This is a genomic window from Riemerella columbina, from assembly GCF_030517065.1.
GTDB classification, from domain to species: Bacteria; Bacteroidota; Bacteroidia; order Flavobacteriales; family Weeksellaceae; genus Riemerella; species Riemerella columbina_A.
The window spans coordinates 129269-154890 of sequence record NZ_CP103950.1 but is presented as its reverse complement, the minus strand read 5'-3'; the positions used below and the strand labels follow the sequence as shown (position 1 = coordinate 154890).

Annotated in this window: 18 protein-coding genes; 6 read left to right on the top strand and 12 right to left on the bottom strand. The window is 41.1% G+C overall.

All coding sequences use genetic code 11. The annotated features are described in order from the left end of the window. The first annotated feature begins 411 nt into the window (after nucleotides 1-411). Entirely contained in the window at nucleotides 412-1710 is a 1299-nt protein-coding gene (locus NYR17_RS00675) for a M48 family metallopeptidase (protein ID WP_302505612.1), read from the top strand. 39 nt (nucleotides 1711-1749) lie between these two features. Here NYR17_RS00675 and NYR17_RS00670 read toward each other — a convergent pair whose 3' ends face one another. The 4 genes from NYR17_RS00670 to NYR17_RS00655 all read right to left on the bottom strand — a co-directional run bounded on the left by NYR17_RS00670 (nucleotide 1750) and on the right by NYR17_RS00655 (nucleotide 7355). Next, nucleotides 1750-3267, bottom strand: coding sequence for a hypothetical protein (locus NYR17_RS00670; protein WP_302505611.1), 1518 nt, complete (start codon nucleotides 3265-3267; stop codon nucleotides 1750-1752). A 4-nt stretch (nucleotides 3268-3271) separates the two neighbouring features. Then, complete coding sequence (locus NYR17_RS00665) at nucleotides 3272-4813, bottom strand: glycine--tRNA ligase (protein WP_302505610.1); 1542 nt, start codon at nucleotides 4811-4813, stop codon at nucleotides 3272-3274. 156 nt (nucleotides 4814-4969) lie between these two features. Then, complete coding sequence (locus NYR17_RS00660) at nucleotides 4970-6691, bottom strand: ABC transporter ATP-binding protein (protein WP_302505609.1); 1722 nt, start codon at nucleotides 6689-6691, stop codon at nucleotides 4970-4972. Between the two features lie 271 nt (nucleotides 6692-6962). Continuing rightward, a complete protein-coding gene (locus tag NYR17_RS00655) occupies nucleotides 6963-7355 on the bottom strand; it encodes a DUF4293 family protein (RefSeq protein WP_302505608.1) in 393 nt (130 codons plus the stop codon). A 163-nt stretch (nucleotides 7356-7518) separates the two neighbouring features. Here NYR17_RS00655 and rho point away from each other — a divergent pair, with 163 nt between their 5' ends. Beyond that, complete coding sequence (rho, locus tag NYR17_RS00650) at nucleotides 7519-9198, top strand: transcription termination factor Rho (protein ID WP_302505607.1); 1680 nt, start codon at nucleotides 7519-7521, stop codon at nucleotides 9196-9198. A 56-nt stretch (nucleotides 9199-9254) separates the two neighbouring features. Here rho and NYR17_RS00645 read toward each other — a convergent pair whose 3' ends face one another. From NYR17_RS00645 to ileS, 8 genes are all read right to left on the bottom strand, one after another. Further along, nucleotides 9255-10241, bottom strand: coding sequence for an endonuclease/exonuclease/phosphatase family protein (locus NYR17_RS00645; RefSeq protein WP_302505606.1), 987 nt, complete (start codon nucleotides 10239-10241; stop codon nucleotides 9255-9257). Nucleotides 10242-10247: 6 nt separating this feature from the next. After that, entirely contained in the window at nucleotides 10248-10967 is a 720-nt protein-coding gene (locus NYR17_RS00640) for a rhomboid family intramembrane serine protease (RefSeq protein WP_302505605.1), read from the bottom strand. A 4-nt stretch (nucleotides 10968-10971) separates the two neighbouring features. Then, nucleotides 10972-12762 (bottom strand): DNA mismatch repair endonuclease MutL, encoded by a 1791-nt coding sequence (gene mutL / locus NYR17_RS00635; protein WP_302505604.1) that lies wholly within the window; start codon nucleotides 12760-12762, stop codon nucleotides 10972-10974. A 140-nt stretch (nucleotides 12763-12902) separates the two neighbouring features. Beyond that, nucleotides 12903-14123, bottom strand: coding sequence for an aminotransferase class V-fold PLP-dependent enzyme (locus tag NYR17_RS00630; RefSeq protein WP_302505603.1), 1221 nt, complete (start codon nucleotides 14121-14123; stop codon nucleotides 12903-12905). A 30-nt stretch (nucleotides 14124-14153) separates the two neighbouring features. Continuing rightward, a complete protein-coding gene (locus NYR17_RS00625; protein WP_302505602.1) occupies nucleotides 14154-14633 on the bottom strand; it encodes a hypothetical protein in 480 nt (159 codons plus the stop codon). A gap of 48 nt (nucleotides 14634-14681) precedes the next feature. Then, complete coding sequence (locus NYR17_RS00620; RefSeq protein ID WP_302505601.1) at nucleotides 14682-15323, bottom strand: lipoprotein signal peptidase; 642 nt, start codon at nucleotides 15321-15323, stop codon at nucleotides 14682-14684. Nucleotides 15324-15396: 73 nt separating this feature from the next. Beyond that, nucleotides 15397-15777: a TraR/DksA family transcriptional regulator gene (locus NYR17_RS00615; protein WP_302505600.1), complete on the bottom strand. Its 381-nt coding sequence runs from the start codon at nucleotides 15775-15777 to the stop codon at nucleotides 15397-15399. Nucleotides 15778-15804: 27 nt separating this feature from the next. Beyond that, on the bottom strand, nucleotides 15805-19215 hold the full coding sequence (ileS, locus tag NYR17_RS00610) for an isoleucine--tRNA ligase (RefSeq protein ID WP_302505599.1): 3411 nt from the start codon (nucleotides 19213-19215) through the stop codon (nucleotides 15805-15807). Nucleotides 19216-19376: 161 nt separating this feature from the next. Here ileS and NYR17_RS00605 point away from each other — a divergent pair, with 161 nt between their 5' ends. From NYR17_RS00605 to NYR17_RS00590, 4 genes are all read left to right on the top strand, one after another. Then, the gene (locus NYR17_RS00605; RefSeq protein WP_302505598.1) at nucleotides 19377-20897 is read left to right on the top strand and encodes a hypothetical protein; all 1521 of its coding nucleotides are present in this window, start codon (nucleotides 19377-19379) and stop codon (nucleotides 20895-20897) included. A 67-nt stretch (nucleotides 20898-20964) separates the two neighbouring features. Further along, a complete protein-coding gene (topA, locus tag NYR17_RS00600; RefSeq protein ID WP_302505597.1) occupies nucleotides 20965-23511 on the top strand; it encodes a type I DNA topoisomerase in 2547 nt (848 codons plus the stop codon). Between the two features lie 12 nt (nucleotides 23512-23523). Beyond that, nucleotides 23524-24603, top strand: a complete 1080-nt coding sequence (locus tag NYR17_RS00595; protein WP_302505596.1) for an arginase family protein — start codon at nucleotides 23524-23526, stop codon at nucleotides 24601-24603. Beyond that, entirely contained in the window at nucleotides 24600-25589 is a 990-nt protein-coding gene (locus NYR17_RS00590) for a glycosyltransferase family 2 protein (protein ID WP_302505595.1), read from the top strand. Before NYR17_RS00595 ends, NYR17_RS00590 begins: the two co-directional genes overlap by 4 nt. Nucleotides 25590-25622 lie beyond the last annotated feature (33 nt).

Genomic DNA, 25622 nt, shown 5'->3' with positions numbered 1-25622 from the left:
TTAACGCCTTGATACTCTATTTTTTACCATATTTATTCACAATTATGGATAAGTAGAATCGGCGTAAATTATGGATAGTTGAGTTTGGGATAAAAGGGCTGAAATTGACTTTTAAAATTTTGAAAAAATATTTTTTTAATCTGACTTCATTCGGTATTGGGAAAAATAATTGAGATATAAAAGGGATAGTTTCCAATAGTTTTCCACAGAATGATGAGGGGATATTCACAAAATACTGTGGAATTTAGGTTTTTATTATTATACTCATTATCAGGTTATTGATGAGTTGGCTAAAATAAACTTTGTTGAAAACTAACGCCATAGTTTTGAGATATGGCTTTATCGTAATTTTTGTAATACCAACAGATGATATTTGCCGATAAAGAAGTATTTTTGTAAAAATATAACATAATGAAAATAAGAGTACTTTCTTTATTATTGATTTTTGGTTTTATGCTCAACTGGGTTTCCGCCCAAGATGCTTACGACAAAAAAGCGTTTTTAACGCAGTTAGAGCAACAACATCTTCAGTTATTAAAGCAAATAAAAACCGACTATTCTGGGAAAAAAGACAAGGCACTGAGCCAATTTTACAAAACCTATTACGAGGATTTAAAACACAGTATTGATGATGAAGATTTTGTTTTTAATACTCCGTTTAATGCCTATACCAACCAGATTTTAAATCAAATAAAAGTGGCTAACCCAACGCTGTCAGATACGCCTTTAATGCTCCTTATCGCGAAGGATAACACGCCCAATGCGTTCTGTATGCCAGATGGCACTTTTGTAGTTAATATGGGGTTATTCAATTGGATGGATAATGAAGACCAAGTGGCAGCGATCCTAAGCCACGAAATTGCTCACAAGGCTCTAAACCACTCTACCAAGTACTTTCTAAAGAAATTGGAAGATAGAGAACAGACCAAAAGTTTATCTAAAAAAATAAAATCTGAGGAGAGTTCTAACAAAAGCCAAAAGGCGTTTAACCTCATTAAATCTCAAATCTATGCCCGCGGAAAAGAGAAACGAAAAACCGAGATAGAGGCAGATTCTTTGGGCTATACCTTTTTTAAGAATACAAAATACCACAAGGCAGAAACCATCAATGCGCTACGGGTTTTACAAGAATTTGATTCTATTTCTCCCAAAGCACTTCAATTGGAAACTTATAAAAAACTCTACAACCTCCCCAATTTAGCCTTTAAAGAAGCTTGGCTGAAAGAGGAAGATTTTTCCCTATATAATTATAACTTTTATAAGGAAAAACTGAGCAAAGATTCCCTCTCTACGCACCCTGAAATGACTGATAGAATAAACCATTTAAAGAAAGAATTTAGCGAGCTCAAAAAGACCGAAAAACCGCAGCTTCCTACCAAAGAATACAAGGCGCTACAGACGGAAGCCAAGAAAAATTTCCTCTCTAATTACTACCATTCCGAAGATTATGGTGTGGGGGTATATGCGTGTATGCACTTGCTCCAAAGTACTAAAAATGATAAAGTTAGCCAAGCTCTATACCACGATTGGTTGGGGAAATTTTTTACCAAAATATACGATGCTCGGAAGAACTATACCCTAAACCGATATGTGGATAGAGTGGATCCCAAAAATCAAAGTGAAAGCTATCGTAAATTTCTCAATTTTATGTGGAACCTTAGTTTGGAAGACATTAAAACCATTAGGGATTATTACACCAAAAAATCGTAATTGATAAAAAACGGCTTGAATTTCTCAAGCCGTTTTATGTTAGTAGTTCAGTCTTTCTAACCGTATTTTGTTGTATTTTTCCTTTTCGTTATACTCCCTGAGGAGGATGTAGCCCTCTTTAGCCACATAAGGCACCATAAAATAGTTGTCCTTCTCAGAAATAGGGATCACTTCTTGTTTAAAATTCCCTTTAATAAGCGTATTGATAAAGAGTTTCCAATCTTTCTCCCGTGTGGTTTTATCTTTTTGTAAATCTCTATAGAAAAAAACGACATCTTTCCCTTGGTTAAGGTATTGGTAGAAGAGATAATCCGAATCTACATAGTGTACAGTTTTCTCTTTTTCAAGCACTTTGACGCCCTTTACGCTAAAATCTGGATTGGTAAACACATACACCATATCCGTTGTTTTGGCTGCACTAAAATATTCGGGTTCTTTATATTTTTCAAATAAAATGCCCACGCTACCATCTTTCAAGAAGAAAAAATCTCTGGCCAAGAGGTAGTAGCCTTTTTCTAATTTTCCATTAGCATTGATGTTCGGAAGGCTATTTTTAAACGCTAAAAACGACAGAGGTTTGAAGTCTATATTAAAGTTTTTCTTGTCCAAAGTCGCCTTTACATAGCCGATGTGCTGATCATCTTCGGAGATATTAGGGAGGATGTAAATGGTTTTATCCTCAAAGGATTTTTTACCCAAGCGATTGGTTCTGCCTAAATATTCTATAATTTTAGAAATTTGCCCATCAACAGGTTGATCACTGATGATTTTTCCCGTTTTAATGTCTAAAACTTTCAGATAAAATTTCTTCTCTTTTTTATGTGTTTCGCTAACAAAAAGGTAGATATATTTGTCATTTTTATCTAAAATTTTAATCCATTCTTGGTTCTTTTTATCTCCGTTGGTGTTGTATCGGTAGCGCCAGAGTTCCTTTTTGTTTTCATCAAACCTAATGATGCTGTTATTCTTCACATAATCCTTGTACTCATCAAATTCAGAGATGAGGTAGCCACCTTCTTTTATTTCATAGATGTAAGAATGGTAGATATAGCCGTTTGTTCTCTTCTCTTTTTTTCTTTCTTTTTCTTCCTCTTTTTCCGTTTTAGGCTTTGGTATTTCCGTAAAAACCCCATCTTTATAGTCGTAATAAGTCTTGGTTTTTATGGTATTATCTTTCAGATTAACCACCATAGAACGAGGGTAAAAAAACTCTTTCGGCTTTACGGCATATTCATCTACATAAGGCGATAAAATCAGGTTTTTTCTAAAATCTAAAAAGCCAAAATAACTTTCCGTGGTTATATCACCCTCAAATTCCTTATTGGCTACAGGGTTTAGATTTTTGTCTAAGATCACATACTCAAATTTCTTGGTACGCTTCTCTTTGGAGGCATCATAGCTGTAGATGGCAACATAGCCGTAGAGATTATCATCTTGGTCGAAAATCGCATTAAAACCTTGATATTTCCCGTTAGCTAACTGATATAAATCTTGAGTTTGAGCGGAGCTAAGGATAAACAATAAGGAACTCAGCAAGGTTAATATATTCCTTTTCATTTCTTTATATCTTGGCTAATAGGTGTCTAAATCCAACTTTATCTTCTATAATTTTTCTAAGATTTTCTATCGGCACGCGTTCTTGCTTCATCGTATCTCTTTCCCTTAGCGTTACTGTAAAATCTGTGAGAGAATCGTGGTCTACGGTAATGCAGAACGGCGTTCCTATGGCATCTTGCCTTCTGTAACGCTTACCGATGCTGTCTTTTTCTTCAAAGATGATGTTAAAATCATACTTCAAATCATTGAATATTTTCTCTGCAAACTCTGGCAAGCCATCTTTTTTCACCAAGGGTAGTATGGCGGCTTTTACTGGAGCTAATGCTGGTGGCAAGGACAAAACCGTTCTGGTAGAGCCATCTTCTAAGGTTTCCTCTTTTAGGCTATTAGAGAAAATAGCGAGGAATAAGCGGTCTAAACCTACGGAAGTTTCCACCACATACGGCACATAGCTTTCGCCGCGCTCAGGGTCAAAATATTGGAGTTTTCTCCCCGAATGTTGCTCGTGGGCAGAGAGGTCAAAATCCGTTCTGGAATGGATCCCTTCTAACTCTTTAAACCCGAATGGGAATTTAAACTCTATATCGGCAGCGGCATTGGCATAGTGCGCCAACTTTTCGTGGTCGTGGAAACGGTAATTTTCCGTGCCTAAACCGAGTGCTAAGTGCCAGTTGAGCCTTTTCTGTTTCCATTCTTCATAGAAGCCGAGCTCGGTGCCTGGGGGTACAAAAAACTGCATTTCCATCTGTTCAAACTCTCGCATACGGAAGACAAACTGCCTTGCCACAATTTCATTTCGGAAGGCTTTTCCTATTTGGGCGATACCAAACGGCAGCTTGTGTCTGGAAGTTTTCTGAACATTAAGGAAGTTTACAAAAATCCCCTGTGCTGTTTCTGGCCTTAGGTAGAGGTCCATAGCGTGGTCTGCGGAAGCGCCTAATTTGGTGCCAAACATCAGGTTGAATTGTCTCACCTCGGTCCAGTTTTTAGAGCCAGTATCTGGGTCTGCAATTTCCAACTCTTCTATGAGAGCTTTCACATCTGCCAAGTCATTACGCTCCAGAGATTGCGCCATTCTGGAAAGGATGTTTTTTTGCTTTTCTCTATAGCCTACCACTCTTGGGTTGGTGCTAACAAACTGATTTTCATCAAAATCATCACCAAATTTCTTCTTGGCTTTTTGGATTTCTTTCTGAACTTTATCCTCTAATTTGGCACAATAATCCTCTATCAAGACATCTGCACGGAACCTTTTTTTAGAATCTTTATTATCGATGAGTGGGTCGTTAAACGCATCCACATGCCCAGACGCCTTCCAAGTGGTGGGGTGCATCAGGATGGCAGAATCTATGCCCACTATGTTTTCGTTAAGTTGGGTCATTGCTTTCCACCAATATTGTTTGATGTTATTTTTGAGCTCTACCCCATTCTGTCCATAATCATAAACGGCAGAAAGTCCGTCATAAATTTCACTTGATGGGAAGATAAATCCGTACTCTTTAGCGTGGGATACCACTTTCTTAAAATCGTCTTCTTGTTTCGCCATAATTTTAAAATATTCTTCTGCAAAAGTAGCCTTTAATTTGATTATTTAAAAGTTTTTAAGGCTATATTTTTATGTACTTTAGCGCAGATTTAAGGGTTAAAAAAATCAAAAATAAACCCCAGCGGTGGCGGTGTGCCGTGGCTGAGGTTGAGGGTTTTAATCAAAATTCTGAAGTTCTACCAGTTTTTTATAAACGCCATTTTTAGCGATGAGCTGTTGGTGGTTACCTTCTTCCACCACTTTGCCTTTTTCCATCACGATGATGTGGTCTGCCTTCTGTATGGTGGAGAGGCGGTGGGCAATGATGAGGGAAGTGCGGTTCTCCATCATCTTATCCAAAGCATCTTGCACCAGTTTTTCGCTCTCGGTATCCAGCGCAGAGGTAGCTTCATCTAAAATCATAATTGGTGGATTTTTAAGCACCGCCCTTGCGATGGAAATCCGCTGTTTCTGCCCACCTGAAAGCTTGCTGCCATCATCGCCAATATTGGTATGGTAGCCCTCAGGGAAGTGCTCGATAAACTGGTGGGCATTGGCTATTTTAGCCGCTGCGATAACCTCCGCTTCTGTGGCATCAGGTTTTCCCATCAGGATGTTGTTGTAGATGCTATCATTAAACAGCACCGATTCTTGAGTAACCATACCCAAAAGATGGCGGTAGTCGTTAATATGAAGCTCTCGGATGTCGGTTCCATCGACTTTGATGCTGCCAGCATTCACATCATAAAAACGCGCTAAAAGGTTGGCAACCGTAGTTTTACCACTCCCCGATTGTCCCACCAGCGCTACAGTTTTGCCCTTAGGAAGCACCATAGAAAAGTGGTCTAAAATCAGGTGGTCTGCATTATAATGGAAACTAATATCTTCAAATCTGATGTCTCGCTCCAAAGCGCTAATGTGGATAGGATGGGCAACTTCTTGCACCTTTAAATTATAATCTAAAACCTCCGACACGCGCTCTAAACTCGCCATACCGCCTTGGATGGAGGATATCGCGTTAGACAGTTGTTTGGCTGGGGCTAATATTTGGTAGAAAATACCTAAAAAACCGAGGAAGGTAATCGGGTCGCTATTGGTACCATTGATAACGCTAACGCCTGAAAACCAAGTGATAAGGAGCATCGTCACCGAGCCTAAAAACTCGCTCATAGGAGACGCTAACTCCCTTCTGCGGCTCATCGCGATGCTGTGTTTTTTCCAAAGGTTGGTGGTGGTATCAAAACGGTTTTCAAGGATTTTATCAGCATTAAAAATTTTAATGATTTTAGAAGATTTGAGTGTTTCATCTACTAAGGAAAAGAGGTTCCCCAACTCGGACTGCGCATAGTGGGCTTGTCTTTTGAGGCTCTTCCCTATCCACGAAATCAGCCAGCCCATCAGTGGAAAAACAATCAGTGAAAATAAGGTCAGTTGGGCATCTAAGAGAAAGAGCATCACCAAAGAAAAGATGATCATAAAAGGAGCGTTGATCAGGTCTACCAAAGCGCCCATAATGCCACCTTCCACCGCACCTACATCGTTAGAAATTCGGGACATCATATCTCCACGGCGTTGCTCCGTAAAGAAAGCCACAGGGAGTTTTAGAAACTTGTGGTAGAGCGCTGTCCGCAGGTCTTTGGTAATCCCTACCCTATAGTTAACCAAGAGGTAAGCCCCCAAGTATCGGAATAAATTTCTGAGTAGAAAGGCTATAGCGGTAATGATGCACAGCCACGCCAGTACGGTAACGCCACCATAGACCTCGTTATAAACCTGAATTTTATAGTAGAGCAAATCTTTTAAATAACCGAAATAATTACTGATATGCCCATCATAACTCGGTTTTTGGGTAGTATCTACACGGTCTAAATTCAAAATAATCCTGAGCACAGGGAGCATAGAGAGCACAGAAAAAAATCTGCAATACAGAGTATAGAATATTGAAAACCATACTCCCCCCAGAGGTATTTTTGATGAGGTTTCGCAAAATTAAGAATTCTTTTTAGCGGTTTCATTAACACGAAATTAAGCCACAAAAGTAATTAAAATAATCTAAATTGGAGTGGTATAGAATAGATTTGTAATAGAGATTTAGGCTTAAAGGATAAAATAAAAAACCAGCTCTATCATTGATAAAACTGGTTTTCACTCAAAATAAATCGTTGTATGTTTACCGAAGTCTGTCTACAGATTTTACAAGCCTGTCGTCCCTGCGGATATAGACATTTGCAATAAGCAAACACACCACCGCAATAGACGGAAATAGCGGCTCAATACCCTTCTCAGGAATAGCAATTCCTCCGGGTAGGTTGAGTAGCCAGTAAACCAGTAAACCAATCAACAAAGCGTTTATCACCATACTGATTTGGTTCAGTAGGATTTGTCTTTTTCTATATTTATAGCTTAGAATGCTCAAGAGGTTTAGAGCGATAAGCACCGCACAACCCGCTAAAATAGGGAGGTTGCCCAGATTAAAAACTTCCACATCTCCCCCACTGATCGAGAGAAACACAGCGCTTAATAGAGCCAAAAACAGCCATACGGTTTGTATTCTTTGTAGCATCTAAGAAATTTTAAGGGCAAAAGTACTAATATTTTTTCGTATTTCCGAAAAATAGTGTAGATTTGCAGTATTAACTTTTATTATAAAGCCATCATTTCCTGATGTGTCTTTTAAATCATTTTACCAAAAACAGTACTTAATTCATTTATAGAAAAAACATTATATGTTTGATTTTGAAAACCTTGAGTCTAAATCCTCAGCGGATATTACTCAAATTACTAAGGATTTAGGAATAAAAACCAAAAGAGGCAGCACCACTAAGGATAAAATTTATGCCATTTTGGATTTCCAAGCCACCAACCCCCAGAACATTAAAGATTATTTGAGTTCTCAAAAAATAGAAATGCCTGCCGAAGCCAAAGTAGAGACACCTCAACCCGAGACCAAAGAAAGAAAAACACCAGGGAGAAGGAAAAAAACGGCACCACAAGAGGCTAAAAATACCACCACAACCACCCCAGAAGCGCCATCTGCACCACAAGAGAAAGCAGAAGCGCCACAACCAGAAACGGCGGAAGAGAGCACTCCAAAACCCTCTACAACAGAGGAGGCATCAACCAAGAAAACCCCACGCCGCCGCACCAAAAAGAAAACCGACACACCAACCGTACCTCAGCCCGAGGCTTCTACCAAAGAAAATTCAGCGGAAACCCCTAACCATCAGCGCAATAAAACCGAACGAACGCCAACTAAAAAGGAGGAAACCACACCAGAGAAGACCTTTAACTTTGACCAAGTGGTTACCATAGAGGGCGTTTTAGAAATTTTACCAGACAACTACGGCTTTTTGCGTTCCGCGGACTTCAACTACATCTCTTCGCCAGATGATGTGTATGTGTCTACCAACCAGATTAGAAACTACGGGCTGAAAACAGGAGATACCGTAAAAGGCTATGTGAGGCTCCCCAAAGAGGGCGAAAAATATTTCTCGCTACAGAAGCCGTTAGAGGTTAATGGCAGAGATTTGAGTTTCATCAAAGACCGTGTGGCATTTGAGCATTTAACGCCGCTATTTCCGCAAGAGAAGTTTAACCTCGCGGGGGAGAACGCCACTTTGGCAACCCGTGTGGTGGATTTATTTGCGCCGATAGGCAAAGGGCAGCGTGCTATGATTGTCGCCCAGCCGAAAACAGGTAAAACCATGCTCCTCAAAGAAATTGCCAACTCTATTTCTGCCAACCACCCAGAGGCCTATATGATGATTCTCTTGATTGATGAACGCCCAGAGGAGGTAACCGATATGCAGAGAAGCGTGAATGCAGAAGTGATCGCTTCCACCTTTGATGAGTCGGCGGAAAAGCATGTTAAAGTCGCAAATTTAGTCCTCTCCAAAGCCCAAAGAATGGTAGAATGTGGCCACGATGTGGTGATTTTATTAGACTCCATCACGCGTTTGGCAAGAGCTTACAACACGGTAACGCCAGCTTCAGGGAAAATCCTATCGGGTGGGGTAGACGCCAACGCTTTGCACAGACCTAAAAGGTTCTTTGGTGCCGCAAGGAAGATAGAAGGCGGTGGCTCACTGACCATTATCGCAACGGCGCTGATAGACACAGGTTCTAAAATGGATGAGGTGATCTTTGAAGAATTTAAAGGAACAGGAAATATGGAATTGGTGTTAGATAGAAAAATCGCTAACCGCCGTATATTCCCAGCGGTAGATTTGGTGGCATCCAGCACCAGAAGAGATGATATTCTCCACGATGAACTCACCCAACAGCGGATGTGGATTCTCAGAAAATACCTCTCTGATATGAACCCTGTGGAAGCTATGGAATTCGTACAAAAACATATGAAAGGCACCCTCAATAACGAGGAATTCCTGATGTCTATGAATAAATAACATCAGCTTTTATAGAGCATAAACAAGCACTTATCCAGCCTTTGGGTAAGTGCTTGTTATTTCAATTGAAAAGTAGCGATAATGGGGTAGTGGTCAGAGATCTGGCGACTTCTATCCGTATCAAAATGCTGAATTTCAAACTTTGGCGAAAATAGCAAATAATCAATCCGAATAGGGATTTTATAATCGTGGAAAGAAGTCCCCAAGCCGTTGCCCTGCGCTAAAAAACTATCCTGAAGCGGTGCCGCCGTGAGGTGGTAATATTCGTAAGAATTGGGTACAGCGTTAAAATCGCCGCCTAAAATCACAGGGTATGGCGAGGTTTCTACCGCCTTTCGGATTTGCTCCACTTGGTTCTGGTGGGCTTTGAACACGGGGATAAACCGCTTGAGTAATCCTTTGGCTTTTTCCTCAGTAATATCCAAATTTTTACTTGGTTTGACCATAGCTTTATTAAGCTCAAAAGGCTTCAAATAAATATTGATGATGCGCACCGTTTGGTGGTTAATTTGGGTGTCTATATACGCGGCATAGCCGTTATCTTCGTGCTCCAAAATCCGCCCAGAGCGTAGAATTGGCGTTTTGCTATAAAAAGTGAGAAGGTCTATTTTATCTCGGTAGGGCAGTCGCTCTTGCTTCTCCCTATACGCCACAGATTCTTGTAAAATCACCACATCAGGGTCTTGGTCATCAATAAAATTTTTGATATTGAGTGTGCCTTGTGCTCCGTTTTTAATATTAAAACTAAGGATTTTATAAGCGGAACTTGCCACTTTTTGCTGAGGGGAATAATTGACCCACCGCCTAATCGGTGTGATCATCAGTACCGAAGACAATAGGAACAAAAGCCCTCTTTTTCGCCATTTGAAAAGCCAAAATAAACATAGCAAGAGATGCGCCACCACCATAAAGGGAAACGCCAACGCAAGGAGGTTCAGCTCTGGTAAAAACCTCGGGGGTACCACCGCATTCAGCGATGTGGCATAGATGAGGAGCACCAAAATAAGATGCCCAATCAAGATGAGATTTCGGAGGATAAACATCTCTGATTATTGTATTCTAAACTGATTTTTCCGCCATAATTGCACTAAAATATAACCGACTAACGCCCCACCTAAGTGAGCGAAGTGCGCCACATTATCGCCTTCCCTTTGGCTTAACCCTAAATAAAGAGAACCGATGATAAAGATAGGGAAGAGGATCTTAGCCTTGATAGGGAACGGGATAAACAGGAATATCAATTTGGCATCTGGGAACAACACGGTAAAAGCTGCCAGCACACCAAAAAGTGCCCCCGAAGCCCCTACCATAGGCGTAATTAAGAATTTTTGAAACTCCAAAGCCTCCCCAGAAGTGTCCAAACGCAGGTGGCTTAAATCTGAATTTCGGAAGAGTAGGGCTAAATCGGCACCTTGGGCTTGTAGCGCATTGGTGAGTTCATAATAGTTGTAATAATTCCAAAGGTTAAAGATGATAAACGCCCCCAATCCACTCAGAAAATAGAGGATGATATACTTCTTCTCGCCTAAAACACGCTCCAGCACAGGACCAAAGCTCCACAGCCCTATCATATTGAAAAGCAAGTGGGTAAAACCGCCGTGCATAAACATATGGGTGACAATCTGCCACGACCTAAAATTAGGCGATAGTGGGAAATAAGCTGCCAAAAGGTTATCAACCTGCGGTGGTAGTAGATATTCTGCGACTAAAAATACCAATACATTGATAATGATAAGGTTGCGCGTGATGGGTGGGATATTCTGAAACATTGTTTTAATTTTTAATTTTATTTTTAAGTTCCTCTAATGGGAGGCGGATATAGCACTTTTTCCCCGCAGGGGTATATTCTGGAAAACCTAATTCTGAAAAGGCTTTGATGAGGTCTTCAACCTCAGTTTTATAGAAAAAATCAAAGCGAGATTTAGCATTGATTTTAACCCATTGGCTTTGGTAATACGCCATAAAATCTTCCTCCGTTTTATACTCCAAAATCTCAAAAAGTTTCTCCATAAAACTATGGATTTGGGTTTCCTTAAACTCCTGAGGAATGGCGTGGATGCGGAGCACATGGTCATCACCCAGTTCCATTTCAAAGCCCAGTTGAGGCAGATATTTTTTGATGCTGCGGTATTTGTTTTTCTCAACCTCGTTGAGTAGGTATTCCACAGAAAATAGCAACTTCTGCCCAACCGCATCTTGGGTTTTAGGCTTTTGCTTCTGGCTGATGATCAGGCTATGCATTCGCCCTAAATCCAGCATAAACGTTTCCTCACCTTGGTTGTAGAGCCAGTAGCCGTTGGGCAGGCGCATCAGGTCTTCATCAAACTCTTCATCTTCAAAAAGGTTGATTTTAGAAGGCTCTGCCGCCGTGATGTTCTGTTGGTGGATTTCCATCATCGCTTGGGCTTCGGCAAGGCTGACCACTTCTTGTTTAAAGGGGTTATAATCCCGATTGACTTGGATCATCGGAGGTACGCTGGAGCTCTTCTGGTGGGCATTTTCATAATTTCGCTTTTGGAGGTTGAGCAATGGATTATAGCGTTCATCTTTGTCAAAATCTAAACTCGGTGCGATGTTGTAAACCCCCAAAGACCGCTTAACCGTAGACCGAATAAGGGCAAAAATCAAGGCTTCATCTTCAAATTTAACCTCTGTTTTTTGTGGGTGGATGTTCACATCAATGCGCTCAGGGTCTATCTCTAAATAGAGAAAAAACGAAGGCGTATAGCCGTGCTGCAACAAGCCTTCAAAGGCTTCCTGAACGGCTTTGTTGAGGTAAGGACTACGGAAAAAACGCCCATTCACGAAGAAAAATTGCTCGCCGCGGGTTCTTTTGGCGCCTTCGGGTTTGGCGACATAGCCGTGGAGTTTGATCCAATCGGTATCTTCTTTTATAGGAATGAGCAATGGCTGTATTTTCCTGCCAAAAATCTCCACAATCCGCTGGAGGAGCCCACCTTTTCTGAGTTTAAAAATTTCCTCATCATTGTGGAAAAGCGAGAATTCTATTTCCTCGTGCGCCAGTGCCACGCGGTGGAATTCATCAATGATATGCCTAAATTCTACATTGTCAGATTTAAGGAATTTCCTTCTGGCAGGCACATTGTAGAATAGATTTTTCACGGAAAGGCTGGAGCCATCGGCGGTTTGTATGGCTTCTTGAAACTGAAGCTCGCCGCCTTCTATATAAATATTGGTGCCTATGGCGTTTTGTTCTTGCTTGGTTTTGAGCTCCACTTGCGCCACAGCGGCTATAGATGCCAGTGCCTCGCCGCGGAACCCTTTGGTGGAGATTTTAAAAATATCCTCCGTGCTGTATATTTTAGAGGTGGCGTGCCTTTCAAATGCCATCCGAGCGTCGGTTTCAGACATACCGATACCATTATCCACCACTTGGATTAAGTTTTTGCCAGCATCTCTCACGATGAGCTCTATCTTGGTGGCTTTGGCATCTATGGCGTTTTCTAATAATTCTTTAACCACGGATGCAGGGCGCTGCACCACCTCTCCAGCAGCTATTTGGTTGGCAACAAAATCGGGTAATAGTTTAATGATATCAGACATCAGTATAATTCAATTTTCTGCCCCAAAAATAGGCATAAGATTATTGAGAAAAAAATATTGAAAACCCAGTACAAAGGCTTTCTTTTTTATAAATCATTTAAAATCAAAATGATAAATGCTTGATTTTAGTCTTAAAGTTTTTAGCCGAGCATTCTTTGTACTTTTCTAATCCCTTCGGTTAGGCGGTCTATTTCTTCAAAAGTGTTATAGATGGCAAAGCTGGCTCTTACGGTCCCTGCAATACCAAAATATGCCATAATAGGCTGTGTGCAATGGTGTCCTGTGCGCACGGCAATGCCCATTTTGTCTAAAATCATTCCCACATCAGACGCAATGCCTATGCCTTCCAAATTAAAAGAAATTGCCCCCACACGCGGTGCTTTTTCGCCATAAATCTGAAGTCCATCAATGGTTTTGAGTTGTTGCTGTGCGTAGTCTATCAGGGCTTTTTCGTGTTTTTGAAGAGTATCGTGACCAATGCTGAGCATAAAATCAATTGCAGCACCCAAGGCGATATTGCCGCCTACATTGGGCGTTCCAGCTTCAAACTTGAAGGGCAAACCAGCGTAGCTGGTGCCATCAAAAGAGCAAGTAGCAATCATCTCGCCACCGCCGTGAAAAGGGCTTAGTTGCTCTAAAATATGGGCTTTGCCATAGAGAATTCCTGTGCCCATAGGGGCGTACATTTTGTGCCCAGAGAACACGAAAAAATCACAATCCATCTCTTGCACATCAATTTTAAAATGAGGTACAGACTGCGCACCATCAATCAACACCCACGCATTAGAGAGTGCTCTGGTTTTCTTGATGATGGTTTCAATGGGGTTGATGATTCCCAAGGCGTTAGAAACTTGGTTCACCGCTACCAATTTGGTTTTTTCAGAAAGCCAATGCTCTAAAACATCGGTTTGAAGGATGCCTTGATCATCTATTGGGATGACCCTTAGTTTAGCACCGGTTCTCTCGCAAAGCATCTGCCAAGGGACAATGTTAGAATGGTGCTCTAAGTAGGAAATGATGATTTCGTCCCCAGCTTTTAGCATAGAAGTTAGGGCATACGCCACCAAATTGATGCCTTCTGTAGTCCCTTTGGTAAAGATCACTTCATAATCGTGTGGAGCGTTGATGAAGTGTTGCACTTTCTGCCGAGCTTCTTCCATTGCCTCGGTCGCGAGTTGGCTCAAGGTGTGGATGCCGCGGTGGACATTCGCATTGAGTTCTTTATAGTAATACTCGCAGGTTTCTAAAACGGAAATGGGTTTTTGAGAAGTGGCAGCATTGTCTAAATAGACCAAAGGCTGACCGTTGATTTCTCTATTAAGGATAGGGAATTGCTGGCGTATAGCTTGGATGTTGTGCATAGCGGATTTTTTAAACTTCAAAATTAAGTTTTATTTCTTAAATACCACCAACGGAATGTGGAGGGTAAGGTTCATCTGGATGCCGTGTAGGGCTTTGCCATTCAGGGTTTTATCAGATATCTGGAAGGCATAACCGCCCGTAAAATCTAAAATCCCAAAGAGGCTAATGCCAACTTTCGGCGCAATGTGCTTAGGGCTGGCTTCGGCACCCAGCAGATAATAATAAGCGTGGCGGAGGCTTTTGCCCTTTTGGGAATTGAGCAAAATATCGGCTTGTAGTTTGGGTAGCGCTTGCATATTGCCGTTAGCACTCCCTAATAATACGCTCCCTCCGAGGCGGTATAGGGCATCATCATTTTTGAGAAATAGAAGTGTGCCGCCCACCTCGCCGAAGTTAGAATTTTGGTACTGATAACCGACTTTTAACATAGGGTGTACGGCTACTTGGGCATTAGAAAAACCAAGCCCAAAAGCGATGAACACGATACTAAAAAATGATTTTAAATTCATAAAAATTTTTTGAAAGTTCTAATATAGATGAAGCTACTTCATCATCGTTTAAAACTCTAAACCGTTAGGGAATGCCTTTTTTCTGAAGATAAAGAGCACGGTAACGCCCACGGTAATGGCGGCATCTGCCACATTAAAAATATACTTGAAAAACTGCAAATGCGTGCCACCTATCAAGGGCCAATTCTCTGGAACCCACCAGTCTATCCAATCAAAATGGAACATATCTACCACGCAGCCTTTCATAAAATGAGAATAGCCGTGTCCAAAAGATGAAAACTGAGAAATGCCATCATAGCCAATCCACCTGCCCACGCTTTCATCAAAGACTGTCCCTGTGTCAAAAATCATTCCGTAGAACATCCCATCAATTAAATTGCCAATGGCGCCCGCAAAAATCATCGCCATAGGGATGATGAGGTAGTTGGAGTTTCGCCCTTCTTTCAGCCATTTATTGAAGATATAAACCATAAACCCAATGAGGACAATGCGCGTAAAAACCAAGAAATATTTGCCAATAAGTCCTCCAAACTGGAAGCCATACGCCATTCCTGGGTTTTCTACAAAGGTCAGTTTTACCCCTGGGATCAGCACTGCAGATTCATTGAGTTCAAAATGGGTTTTTATGTATATTTTAGAAAATTGGTCTATTAATAACACCAAAATGGTGATGAATGCTATTTTTTTCATGGTTTAGATTCAGAACACTTCGTGAATAAAAAATCTTTCTACAACAGACAGCGCCATTGTAGAAAGAAAAAAATTATCGTTGTTTATTTTTGGCTTCTATGCTCAGCGTGGCGTGTGGCACGGCTTTTAGGCGCTCTTTGTCAATTAAATTACCCGTTACGCGGCAGATGCCATAGGTTTTATTCTGAATGCGGATGAGGGCATTTTTTAAATCACGGATAAATTTCTCCTGTCGCCCAGCCAAAATGGCGTTTTGCTCTTTGCTAAGCGTTTCGGCGCCTTCTTCAAAGGCTTTAAAGGTAGGTGAGGTATCATCAGTGCCGTTATTTTGGTCATTGATGAAATTCTGCCGAATGAGAGCTAAATCTTTTTCCGCTTTTTCTATTTTTTGCTCTATGAGTGCCTTAAATTCTTGCAAATCAGCATCACTGTAGCGTTGTCTTTCTTGTTCCATCTTTTTATGTTTTTATGTTCACAAGGGTTATAATTTAATAATATGAACCCCAAATTTTACTTCCTCAATTTCAATCTCATCAGAAGGGGTAAAATCTTCCACCACCTCTATATTTTCAGAGAGCACCTCTGCGGAGATATAGGCCTCATTTTTGAGTAAATCCGCAAGGAAAGGGCTATTTTGATCCAGTTGGATACGGATTTTGTCTGTCAACTCAAAGCCTTTATCTTTTCTAAGATTCTGCACCCTGTTGATAAATTCCCTCGCGATGCCTTCAGATTTTAGCACGTTGTTGATTATCAAATCTAATGCCACGGTCAGTTTGCCCTCGCTGGCTACGGTCCACCCGGGGATATCTTTGGTACTGATTTCCACATCATCCAGCGTAATGGTGTAGCCACCCACTTGGATTTGGCTTTCTTTTTCTAAAATCGCGATGTTCTCTTGGTCAAAAGCTGCAATTTCTGCCGCAATGGTTTTCATCTCTTTACCGAGTTTAGGGCCTAAGGCTTTAAAGTTCGGTTTCACCTGTTTGATGATCAGGTGTGCAGCTTCCTCGGCATTGATGAGCTGGAGCTCCTTCACATTCACTTCTTGTTTGATGAGGTCTGCCACGGCGCTAATTTGTTCGCCTGTTTTCTTATCCAAAACAGGAATCATCACTTTTTGTAGCGGCTGTCTCACCTTGATGTTTTCCTTCTTTCTCAGCGAGAATACCATAGAGGTAATTTGCTGGGCAAGGTGTGTTTTTTGCACCAAATCTTGGTCGATGAGCGTCTCATCTGCCACAGGGAAATCTGTGAGGTGTACACTGTTAGCGGTTTCCTTTTGTGTGGCTTGGTTAAGGTCTTGGTAGAGCTTATCCATAAAGAACGGCGCAATAGGTGCGGCTAATTTCGCTACGGTTTCCAAACAAGTGTAGAGCGTTTGGTAGGCAGAAATTTTGTCCTCGGTGTAGTCTCCTTTCCAGAATCTTCTTCGGCAAAGTCTTACATACCAGTTACTTAGGTTGTCATTGACAAAAGTATTGATGGCTCTCGCTACTTTGGTCGGTTCATAGTCTTCGTAAAACGCCTTAACTTCTTTAATTAAAATATGGAGTTCTGAGAGGATCCAGCGGTCTATCTCAGGGCGATTTTTCACTTCTGCTTCTTGGTAAGCAAAGCCATCTACATTGGCATAGAGTGCAAAAAACGAATAGGTATTATACAAAGTACCGAAGAATTTTCTGCGGACTTCATCAATGCCATCAAGGTCAAATTTAAGGTTTTCCCAAGGGTTGGCATTGGCAATCATATACCAGCGCGTGGCATCAGGGCCGTATTTTGCTAAAGTTTCAAAAGGATCTACGGCATTGCCCAACCGCTTAGACATTTTTTGTCCGTTTTTATCTAAAACCAAGCCGTTAGACACCACATTTTTATACGCTACGGAATCAAAAACCGTAGTGGCAATGGCGTGTAGCGTATAGAACCAGCCTCGGGTTTGGTCTACGCCCTCAGCAATGAAATCCGCTGGGAAGGCTTTCCTTTGGTCTATCAATTCCTTATTTTCAAACGGATAATGAAGCTGCGCATATGGCATAGAGCCAGAGTCAAACCAAACATCAATCAAGTCGGACTCTCGTTTCATTGGTTTTCCAGAGTCAGACACAAGGATGATTTGATCCACGATATTTTTATGAAGGTCTATTTGGACATAGTTGTCTTCCGACATATCTCCAATGGTGAAGTTTTTGAACGGATTTTCAGTCATCACACCTGCGGCAATGGCGCGCTCTATCTCTGTGATTAATTCCTCCACAGAACCGATGATTTTTTCTTCCTTTAAATCCTCAGTTCGCCAGATCGGCAAAGGGATACCCCAATATCTGGAGCGAGAGAGGTTCCAGTCGTTCACATTTTCTAACCAGTTGGCAAAACGCCCTTCGCCAGTGGCTTTAGGTTTCCAATTGATGGTTTTGTTGAGTGCAACCAAGCGGTCTTTTACGGCGGTCATCTTCACAAACCAAGAGTCTAATGGATAATAGAGCACAGGCTTGTCGGTACGCCAACAATGCGGGTAGGAGTGGACATATTTCTCCACTTTGAAGGCTTTATTTTCGGTTTTTAAGAAAATAGCCATCTCTACATCCCAAGATTTTTCAGGGGCAGTGCCTTCATCATAATATTCATTTTTGATGTATTTGCCATTGAAAACCTCGGGTACTTGTGGGCTGTGGATAAATCGACCTTGCAGATCCACCAAAGGTACCAGATTGTCTTGGCTGTCTTTAACGAGCATTGGAGGGATGCCGTTTTCTTTGGCTACACGGGCATCATCCGCACCAAAAGTCGGAGCGATGTGCACAATCCCTGTTCCATCTTCCGTGGTCACGAAATCGCCTAAAATCACTCGGAAGGCTTGGTCTGCGTTTTCGGCAGGGCTAAACCAAGGGATCAACTGTTCGTAAGAAGTGCCTTCCAAATCTTCCCCTGTGAGTTCTGCCAAAATTTGATAAGGAATGGTTTTATCCTCAGGCTGATACTGGCTGAGGGCTTCTGCGGTGCTTTCTACATATTTCTTCCCGAAGTTTTTTTCTAATAAAACCCTTGCTAAAATGATGTTAATAGGCTGATGGGTGTACTGGTTAAAGGTTTTTACCACCACATATTCTATATCTCTGCCAACGGCTAATGCGGTGTTGGAAGGGAGCGTCCAAGGGGTAGTGGTCCACGCTAAAATATCCAAGTTTTGGCTAAGGTCTTCGTTGATGCGGCTTAACTTTTCTGCCAATTTTTCTGAAGGCTGTTTTACCCTAAACTGTGCAACAATGGTGGTGTCAGAAACATCTCGATAAGTCCCAGGCTGATTGAGCTCGTGGGAGGAAAGGCCCGTTCCCGCCTTTGGGGAATACGGCTGAATGGTGTAGCCTTTATACAGTAAATCTTTCTGGTAGAGCTGTTTGAGCAACCACCAAACGGTTTCCATATATTTGGGTTGATAAGTAATGTAAGGGTGTTCCAAGTCTACCCAATAGCCGATTTTTTCGGTGAGGTCGTTCCAAACATCGGTGTATTTCATCACGGCATTTCGGCAGGCTTGGTTGTAGTCTTCTACGGAAATGGTTTTGCCGATGTCTTCTTTGGTGATGCCTAATTCTTTCTCCACGCCTAATTCTACGGGAAGTCCGTGGGTATCCCAGCCCGCTTTACGGAAGACTTGTTTACCATTTTGGGTTTGGTATCTACAAAAAATATCTTTTAGGGCACGCGCCATCACATGGTGTATGCCGGGCATTCCGTTGGCAGATGGTGGACCTTCGTAGAAAACATACTCAGGCTGCCCATCGCGGAGCTCTACTGATTTTTTGAAGGTTTGATTTTCCTTCCAAAAAAGAGCGATTTCTTGTGCTATATGGGTAAGATCAAGGTTTTTGTATTCTGTAAACTTCTTCATTTTCAGACTGTTTATATCTTGTTTAAAATAGTCCGCTAATATACGGAAATTAAAAAGAAAATAGAGTGTTTTTGAGGAAAGATTTCTTGTTGAATATGAAATGTATCATTATTATGGTTAAAATATAATTTTAATACTTTACTTTTGCAAAAAAATACACAATGTACAAAAAAAATACTTTTTTTAATTCCTATTATTTTTTGGCTTTAATTACGGTTTTAATTAAAATTCCGTTTCTTTTAACCCGTCATATTCAAGAAGATTCTTTTATTACTTGGAATGTTGCACAGAATTTATTGGATTATGGCGTGATTGGTTTTAATGGAACCGAACCTATTTCTGCCTCTACCACTCATTTATATGTCTTTGTTTCCGCATTTTTCCAATGGATTCTGGGGAGTGGTCATCTTTTTGTTTATACTATTCTTGTTTTTAATAGTTTATTGTTTGGTGTGGGGAGTATCCTACTCGGGAAAACGCTTTTTGATAAAAAAGAAAAAGTATTTTTATTCGTGATTTTACTGAACCTATTGCCGCCGTCTATTATGGCATCTATATTAGGGATGGAATATGGCCTTTTATTTTTTCTATATAGTGTTTTTATCCATTGCGCTGTTTATAAAAAGAATAATTTATTTTATTTTTTAATTCCTATTCTTTTGATATGGACACGGTTAGATACAGTTATTTTTTTAGGCATTTTTGGATTATTTATTTTGATTTTTGAGAGAAAAATTAACTTATTTTTCTTTTTAGGAGGTCTGTTAGGGCTTATAAGTGTATTAGGTTTTAATTATTATTATTTCGGAGATATTGTTAATCATACGATAGTTGCTAAAAAAATAGCCTATCCAGACCATTCAGGTTTTAGTTTAAAAGTATTTCTTCATCAATTGGCATATTATGGAGGCTATTTGAAAATAGCAGGGAATATGATGATGACGATTTTTTATATTTATTTATTCCTTACATGCGTTTTGGTGTTTATATTATACAGCCGTGAGATTAAAAAAGAAAAAAGAGCGCTTTTGGTTACCATATTTGCATTTGCAGCGATTAAGTTAACAATATTTGCTTTCCTAAAAGCCTATTTTGATTGGTATTATTGGCTTCCAAGGGTGTTTATGGCTTCCATTTGGATTTATTTTTTAGTAGAATATATCATCAAAAATCAGATACTAAAATACGCATTGATTATAGTATTCATAGGCTTTGCATCATTCCAGTATTTACAATCTTTGAGTATTGGTTATATGGAAAACACACAACGAATGCAGATGGTTAGAGATCTCCAAAAGATGGGAGCTAACAAGAACGAAAGCATCGTATTAGAGCCTGCAGGAAAAATTCCATTCTATACCCGATTGCAAACTTGGGACGAGGTTGGTTTAGTAGACAAAAAAATGACCCAAGAGATGCTCTCTAATTTTGATGAAGCATGGATTAACCTGATCAACCGCTATCACCCAACTTATATATTAACCATAGGGAAAAAAGCAGGGCAAAACCAATTATATAAAATGACAGAGGCGCAACAGAAAAACTTTGATCAAGAATACCAATTGATCAAGAGCTATCCTATTAAAGAAGTTCATCAGAGCGCTCCTTACCCTATCAATTTAGTCTATGGAATAAGAGGGATAGGACAAGATTATTACCTTTATAAAAGAAAAGATAAATAATCACTTGTCATAATTAAAAAATACCCTTAACCAAAAAGTTTATACTTTTGCAAAAAATAAGAACAGTATGCCGAAAAATTTAGTCATCGTAGAGTCGCCTGCCAAAGCTAAAACCATCCAGAAATATTTGGGTAAAGATTTTGAAGTAAAATCCAGCTTTGGGCACATCCGAGATTTACCAAAAAAAGGAATGGGGATCAATTTGGAAACTTTTACCCCTGATTATGAGGTGTCTGCGGATAAGAAGAAAGTAGTAGCGGAGCTAAAAGCGGCAGCTAAAAAAGTAGATATGGTATGGCTGGCATCGGATGAAGACCGCGAGGGAGAAGCCATTGCGTGGCATATTTCCGAAGAGCTGAAACTCAAAGAAAACGGGATGAAGCGAATCGTGTTCCACGAGATTACCAAAAACGCCATCCTTAAAGCCATAGAAACCCCACGCACCATCGACAAAAACTTGGTCAATGCCCAGCAAGCTCGGCGTGTTTTGGACCGTATTGTCGGCTTTGAAATGTCCCCTGTCCTTTGGAAAAAAGTACGACCAGGGCTTTCGGCAGGGCGTGTGCAGTCCGTAGCTGTGCGGCTAATTGTAGAGCGGGAGAAGGAAATCCAAGCCTTTAAACCCCAATCTTCATATAAAGTAGATGCCCTCTTTTTGACTCAAAAGCAACAAGAAATTTCGGCAAGACTAAAACAAGATTTTGAGCAAGAAACCGAGGCAGAAGCCTTTTTAAAACAAGCCCAAAACACCGCATTTAAAGTCCTCAATGTAGAGAAAAAACCAGGGAAAAGAACTGCATCGGCGCCATTTACCACCTCTACGCTGCAGCAAGAAGCCTCCAACCGCTTGGGGTACGGCGTTTCTACCACGATGCGCGTTGCCCAAAGGCTTTATGAGGAAGGGTATATCACTTATATGAGAACCGATTCCGTGAATTTATCCCAAGAGGCGATAGAAGGTGCCAAGCATCAAATTTTAAAAGAATTCGGCGAAGAATACTCTAAACCAAGAAATTATACCACCAAGTCTTCCTCCGCACAAGAAGCCCACGAGGCCATTCGCCCAACGGATTTCGGCAGAAAAACCATCGGAGAAGACCGCCAGCTCAACCAGCTCTATCAGCTCATTTATAAAAGGACTTTAGCCAGCCAAATGGCAGATGCCAAAATAGAAAAAACCGTAATAGAAATAGGCAACCCAGCGCTGCCTCGCCACTTTGAAGCTCACGGTGAAGTGATTGCTTTTGAGGGCTTTCTAAAAGCGTACGGCATCCACAAAAACGAAGATGAGGAGCCAGAGGAAAACAACAAAATCCTACCGAAAGTAGAGAACAATGAGTCACTGACTTATCAGACCATAACCGCTGTGGAGCGTTTTAGCCGCCCGCCGTCTCGGTTTACGGAGGCAGGTTTGGTTAAAAAGTTAGAAGAATTGGGCATTGGGCGACCATCTACTTACGCACCAACCATCCAAACCATCCAAAACCGAGAGTATGTGGATAAAAAAGAAATTATGCCTCAGCAAAGGGAAATTCTCAAAATTACCCTTACGCCAGAAACTTTGGACAAAACCATATTAACCGAAAACTACGGTGGCGATAAAAACAAATTTGTTCCGACCGATATCGGGATGGTGGTTAATGATTTCCTCACCGAAAATTTTGCCGAAATTTTGGACTACGGTTTTACCGCCAAAGTGGAACAAGACTTTGATGACATTGCCAACGGCGCCGAAAAGTGGAAAGAAATGCTATCGGATTTCTACGGCAAATTCCACCATAATATAGAGAATGTGCAAGAAAATGCCGAGCGTGCCAGCGGCGAGCGTATTTTGGGTAAAGATCCGAAAACGGGCAAAGTGGTTTTGGTAAGAATAGGGCGCTTTGGGCCATTGGCGCAGATTGGCGACAGTGAGGATGAAAACCAAATTTTCGCTTCCCTAATGGCGCACCAGAACATCAACAATATTACGCTGGAAGAGGCTTTAGATTTGTTTAAAATCCCTTTTGATTTGGAAGAAGTGGAGGGCAAACCCGTTTCCGTGGGCGTGGGGCGTTTCGGGCCTTATGTTAAATGGGGCGATACCTTCATCAGTATTCCAAAAGGCGAAGATCCGCTGAGCGTGAACCAAAAAAGAGCCGAAGAACTCATCAGCGAAAAGAAAAAAGCCGATGCGCCAGTGGCGACCTTCCGTGGCGAGCCTGTAACTAAGGGGACAGGGCGCTTTGGACCATTTTTGAAATATAAAACGCTCTATGTTAATGTGCCTAAAAAGTACGATTTTGAAAACCTTTCTTCGGAGGAAATCCACGAGTTGATCGAAGCCAAATTAGAGAAAGAAGCCAACCGCTACATCAAACAATGGGACGAAGAGGGCATCTCGATTGAAAATGGCAGATGGGGGCCTTTTATTAAATACAACAAAAAGAATTTTAAAATCCCCAAAACGCCTGATAATGAAAAATATACCGCCGAAGAACTAAAAACCATCAGTTTAGATGAGGTTAAAAAATGGATGACGGAACAAGATGAAAATGTCTTTGCATCGGCGAAGAAAACCACACGAAAAACAGCAACTAAAACGACTAAAACAACCAAAAAGACCAAAAAATAACCCAAAAGAGCGATGAATTTAGAAGACCTCCTCATCCGCCCAGAGGCTATCGCAACGGCGCCGTGGCAGTTGGGACAGCGTATGTCTCACGAGATTGAAAAAGACGGTGTTACGCTCATTTTTTGCTCTGATGAAAGGGGCTGCGGCGGCGATGAAATGCCCAAAGATTTTAGCCAAATTCGGCGGTATTTGTATCATTTATCCCAAAATGAAATTATGCTGAACATTGGGGATTTAGGTGATGTTATTTCAGGAAAAACCTTGGAGGACACGCATTATGCCGTGGAAGAATTGGTACTCAAATGCTTGGAGGAAGGCAGTCTTCCTGTGGTCATTGGCGGCGGCGTGGACATGTCTGTGGCGGTTTATCAGGCGCTGGCACGCTATACCTCGCCGCAGGTGTATACGCAAATCAACGCTCAGATTCATTTGGGAAATGCGGAGCTCCCCACCTCGGAATACAACGCTTTATCTCAAATTTTAACCCATAAAAAATCGCCGAAAACCTACTATCATTTGGCGTATCAGCGGCATCTGAACGAGAAACCTTCTATCCAACTTTTACAAGATCTGGAGGCGGAAGCAGTGGGGCTTTCTAAACTGATGGGGCAACCTCATCAGGCGGAACCTTACCTCCGCTGGGCGCAGATGGTTAGCCTAAGCGCCGATGCTATGGAGAGTGTGGGTGCGCCGCTGTCTAAACATCCGCAACCGAACGGCTTGAATGCCAGAGAAATCTGCGTGCTGATGAAGGAAATAGGCGTGGGCGAGCGCTTGCAGGCGTTGGGTTTATTCAATTATGATTTTAATACGGCAAATGCTTTGCAGCAACAGCTTTTAGCCCAATTGTTGTGGTATTTTTTTGAAGGTTTGAGCATTAGAAAAAGCCATCCTAAGGAAAAAAAGATAGAAACTTTTGTGGTTTTAGATGGCGAGGTGTCTTACTATTTTAAACGAGAGATGTTCACGGGATTGTGGTATTTTGGCGAGGCGGAAGACCTTAATCAATGTTTGCCTTGTATGGCGCAAGATTATCAAAATGCGAAAGAAGGCGTGTGGGCAGAGCGGTTAATTCAATTTTTAAATCGATGAAAAAAGTATCCGTTATCGTTCCTGTTTACAATGTGGAAAATTATCTACCAAAGTGCTTAGATGCCTTGGTAGCACAGACTTTGGAGGCGATAGAAATTTTGGTAATCAATGATGGCAGTCAGGATCGTTCTCAACAAATTATGGAGGATTACCAAGCCCGTTATCCTGAAAAAATTAAAATTTTCGCCAAGCCCAATGGTGGTTTGAGCGATGCCCGAAATTATGGTTTAGACCACGCCAATGGCGAGTTTATCGGTTTTGTGGATAGTGATGATTATGTGCTGCCCACGATGTTTGAGGAAATGTACACGCTGGCAAAGCGCCACACGGCAGAGATGGTGGTGTGTAATATCCAAAAAGTGAATGAGCATGGAGAGGTAACCCAAAAGCTCACGCAGCTGCCTCATTTGCCTGAAAAAATAGAGCTGAAAGCGCATTTTTCTGTTTTCTCGGATTTGAGTTATTTTGCGTGTAACAAATTGTTTCATAGGGATTTGTTTAAAAATCATCGTTTTAAAAAAGGAATTCATTTTGAAGATATAGAGCTGGTGCCGCAGCTGTTGTTGCAGTGTAAAACCATTGCCCGAACGCCTGTTTATCATTATCAATATTTGGAGCGTTCGGACTCTATTACGAAGAGCCACACCGAGCGAGGTTTGGATATTCTAAATGCGGTAAAATCTGTGGAGTTGGCTTTTGAACAATCTGATTATCATAACTTTAAAAAAGAATTAAAAGGTTTTCAGATTTTGGAGGGCGTTTATACTTATTTGGCGTATTTGGCATTTGTGAAAGATGAGCGTGTTTATAAAAAAATGGCATCAAAGTTAAAGGAATTCATTAAAGAAAGAGAAATTTCCGTTAAAGAAATTTTGCAGTATCGGCGTTTTGATGAAAATTATCTCTTATCTTTGCCATTTAAAAAGCAAGCGTACTATCTTCTATATTTTTCAGGATTAGAAGGCGTGCGCAGAAAACTTATGTAAATTCATCGTATGATTATATTTCTACATCCTGTG

Coding starts and splice junctions, on each gene's coding strand:
- topA (WP_302505597.1), top strand. CDS start 20,965: ATGCCGAAAAATTTAGTCATCGTAGAGTCGCCTGCCAAAGCTAAAACC.
- ileS (WP_302505599.1), bottom strand. CDS start 19,215: ATGAAGAAGTTTACAGAATACAAAAACCTTGATCTTACCCATATAGCA.
- rho (WP_302505607.1), top strand. CDS start 7,519: ATGTTTGATTTTGAAAACCTTGAGTCTAAATCCTCAGCGGATATTACT.
- NYR17_RS00595 (WP_302505596.1), top strand. CDS start 23,524: ATGAATTTAGAAGACCTCCTCATCCGCCCAGAGGCTATCGCAACGGCG.
- NYR17_RS00655 (WP_302505608.1), bottom strand. CDS start 7,355: ATGCTACAAAGAATACAAACCGTATGGCTGTTTTTGGCTCTATTAAGC.
- NYR17_RS00620 (WP_302505601.1), bottom strand. CDS start 15,323: ATGAAAAAAATAGCATTCATCACCATTTTGGTGTTATTAATAGACCAA.
- NYR17_RS00660 (WP_302505609.1), bottom strand. CDS start 6,691: ATGCTCCCTGTGCTCAGGATTATTTTGAATTTAGACCGTGTAGATACT.
- NYR17_RS00645 (WP_302505606.1), bottom strand. CDS start 10,241: ATGTTTATCCTCCGAAATCTCATCTTGATTGGGCATCTTATTTTGGTG.
- NYR17_RS00670 (WP_302505611.1), bottom strand. CDS start 3,267: ATGAAAAGGAATATATTAACCTTGCTGAGTTCCTTATTGTTTATCCTT.
- NYR17_RS00665 (WP_302505610.1), bottom strand. CDS start 4,813: ATGGCGAAACAAGAAGACGATTTTAAGAAAGTGGTATCCCACGCTAAA.
- NYR17_RS00590 (WP_302505595.1), top strand. CDS start 24,600: ATGAAAAAAGTATCCGTTATCGTTCCTGTTTACAATGTGGAAAATTAT.
- NYR17_RS00630 (WP_302505603.1), bottom strand. CDS start 14,123: ATGCACAACATCCAAGCTATACGCCAGCAATTCCCTATCCTTAATAGA.
- NYR17_RS00605 (WP_302505598.1), top strand. CDS start 19,377: ATGTACAAAAAAAATACTTTTTTTAATTCCTATTATTTTTTGGCTTTA.
- NYR17_RS00640 (WP_302505605.1), bottom strand. CDS start 10,967: ATGTTTCAGAATATCCCACCCATCACGCGCAACCTTATCATTATCAAT.
- NYR17_RS00625 (WP_302505602.1), bottom strand. CDS start 14,633: ATGAATTTAAAATCATTTTTTAGTATCGTGTTCATCGCTTTTGGGCTT.
- NYR17_RS00615 (WP_302505600.1), bottom strand. CDS start 15,777: ATGGAACAAGAAAGACAACGCTACAGTGATGCTGATTTGCAAGAATTT.
- NYR17_RS00675 (WP_302505612.1), top strand. CDS start 412: ATGAAAATAAGAGTACTTTCTTTATTATTGATTTTTGGTTTTATGCTC.
- mutL (WP_302505604.1), bottom strand. CDS start 12,762: ATGTCTGATATCATTAAACTATTACCCGATTTTGTTGCCAACCAAATA.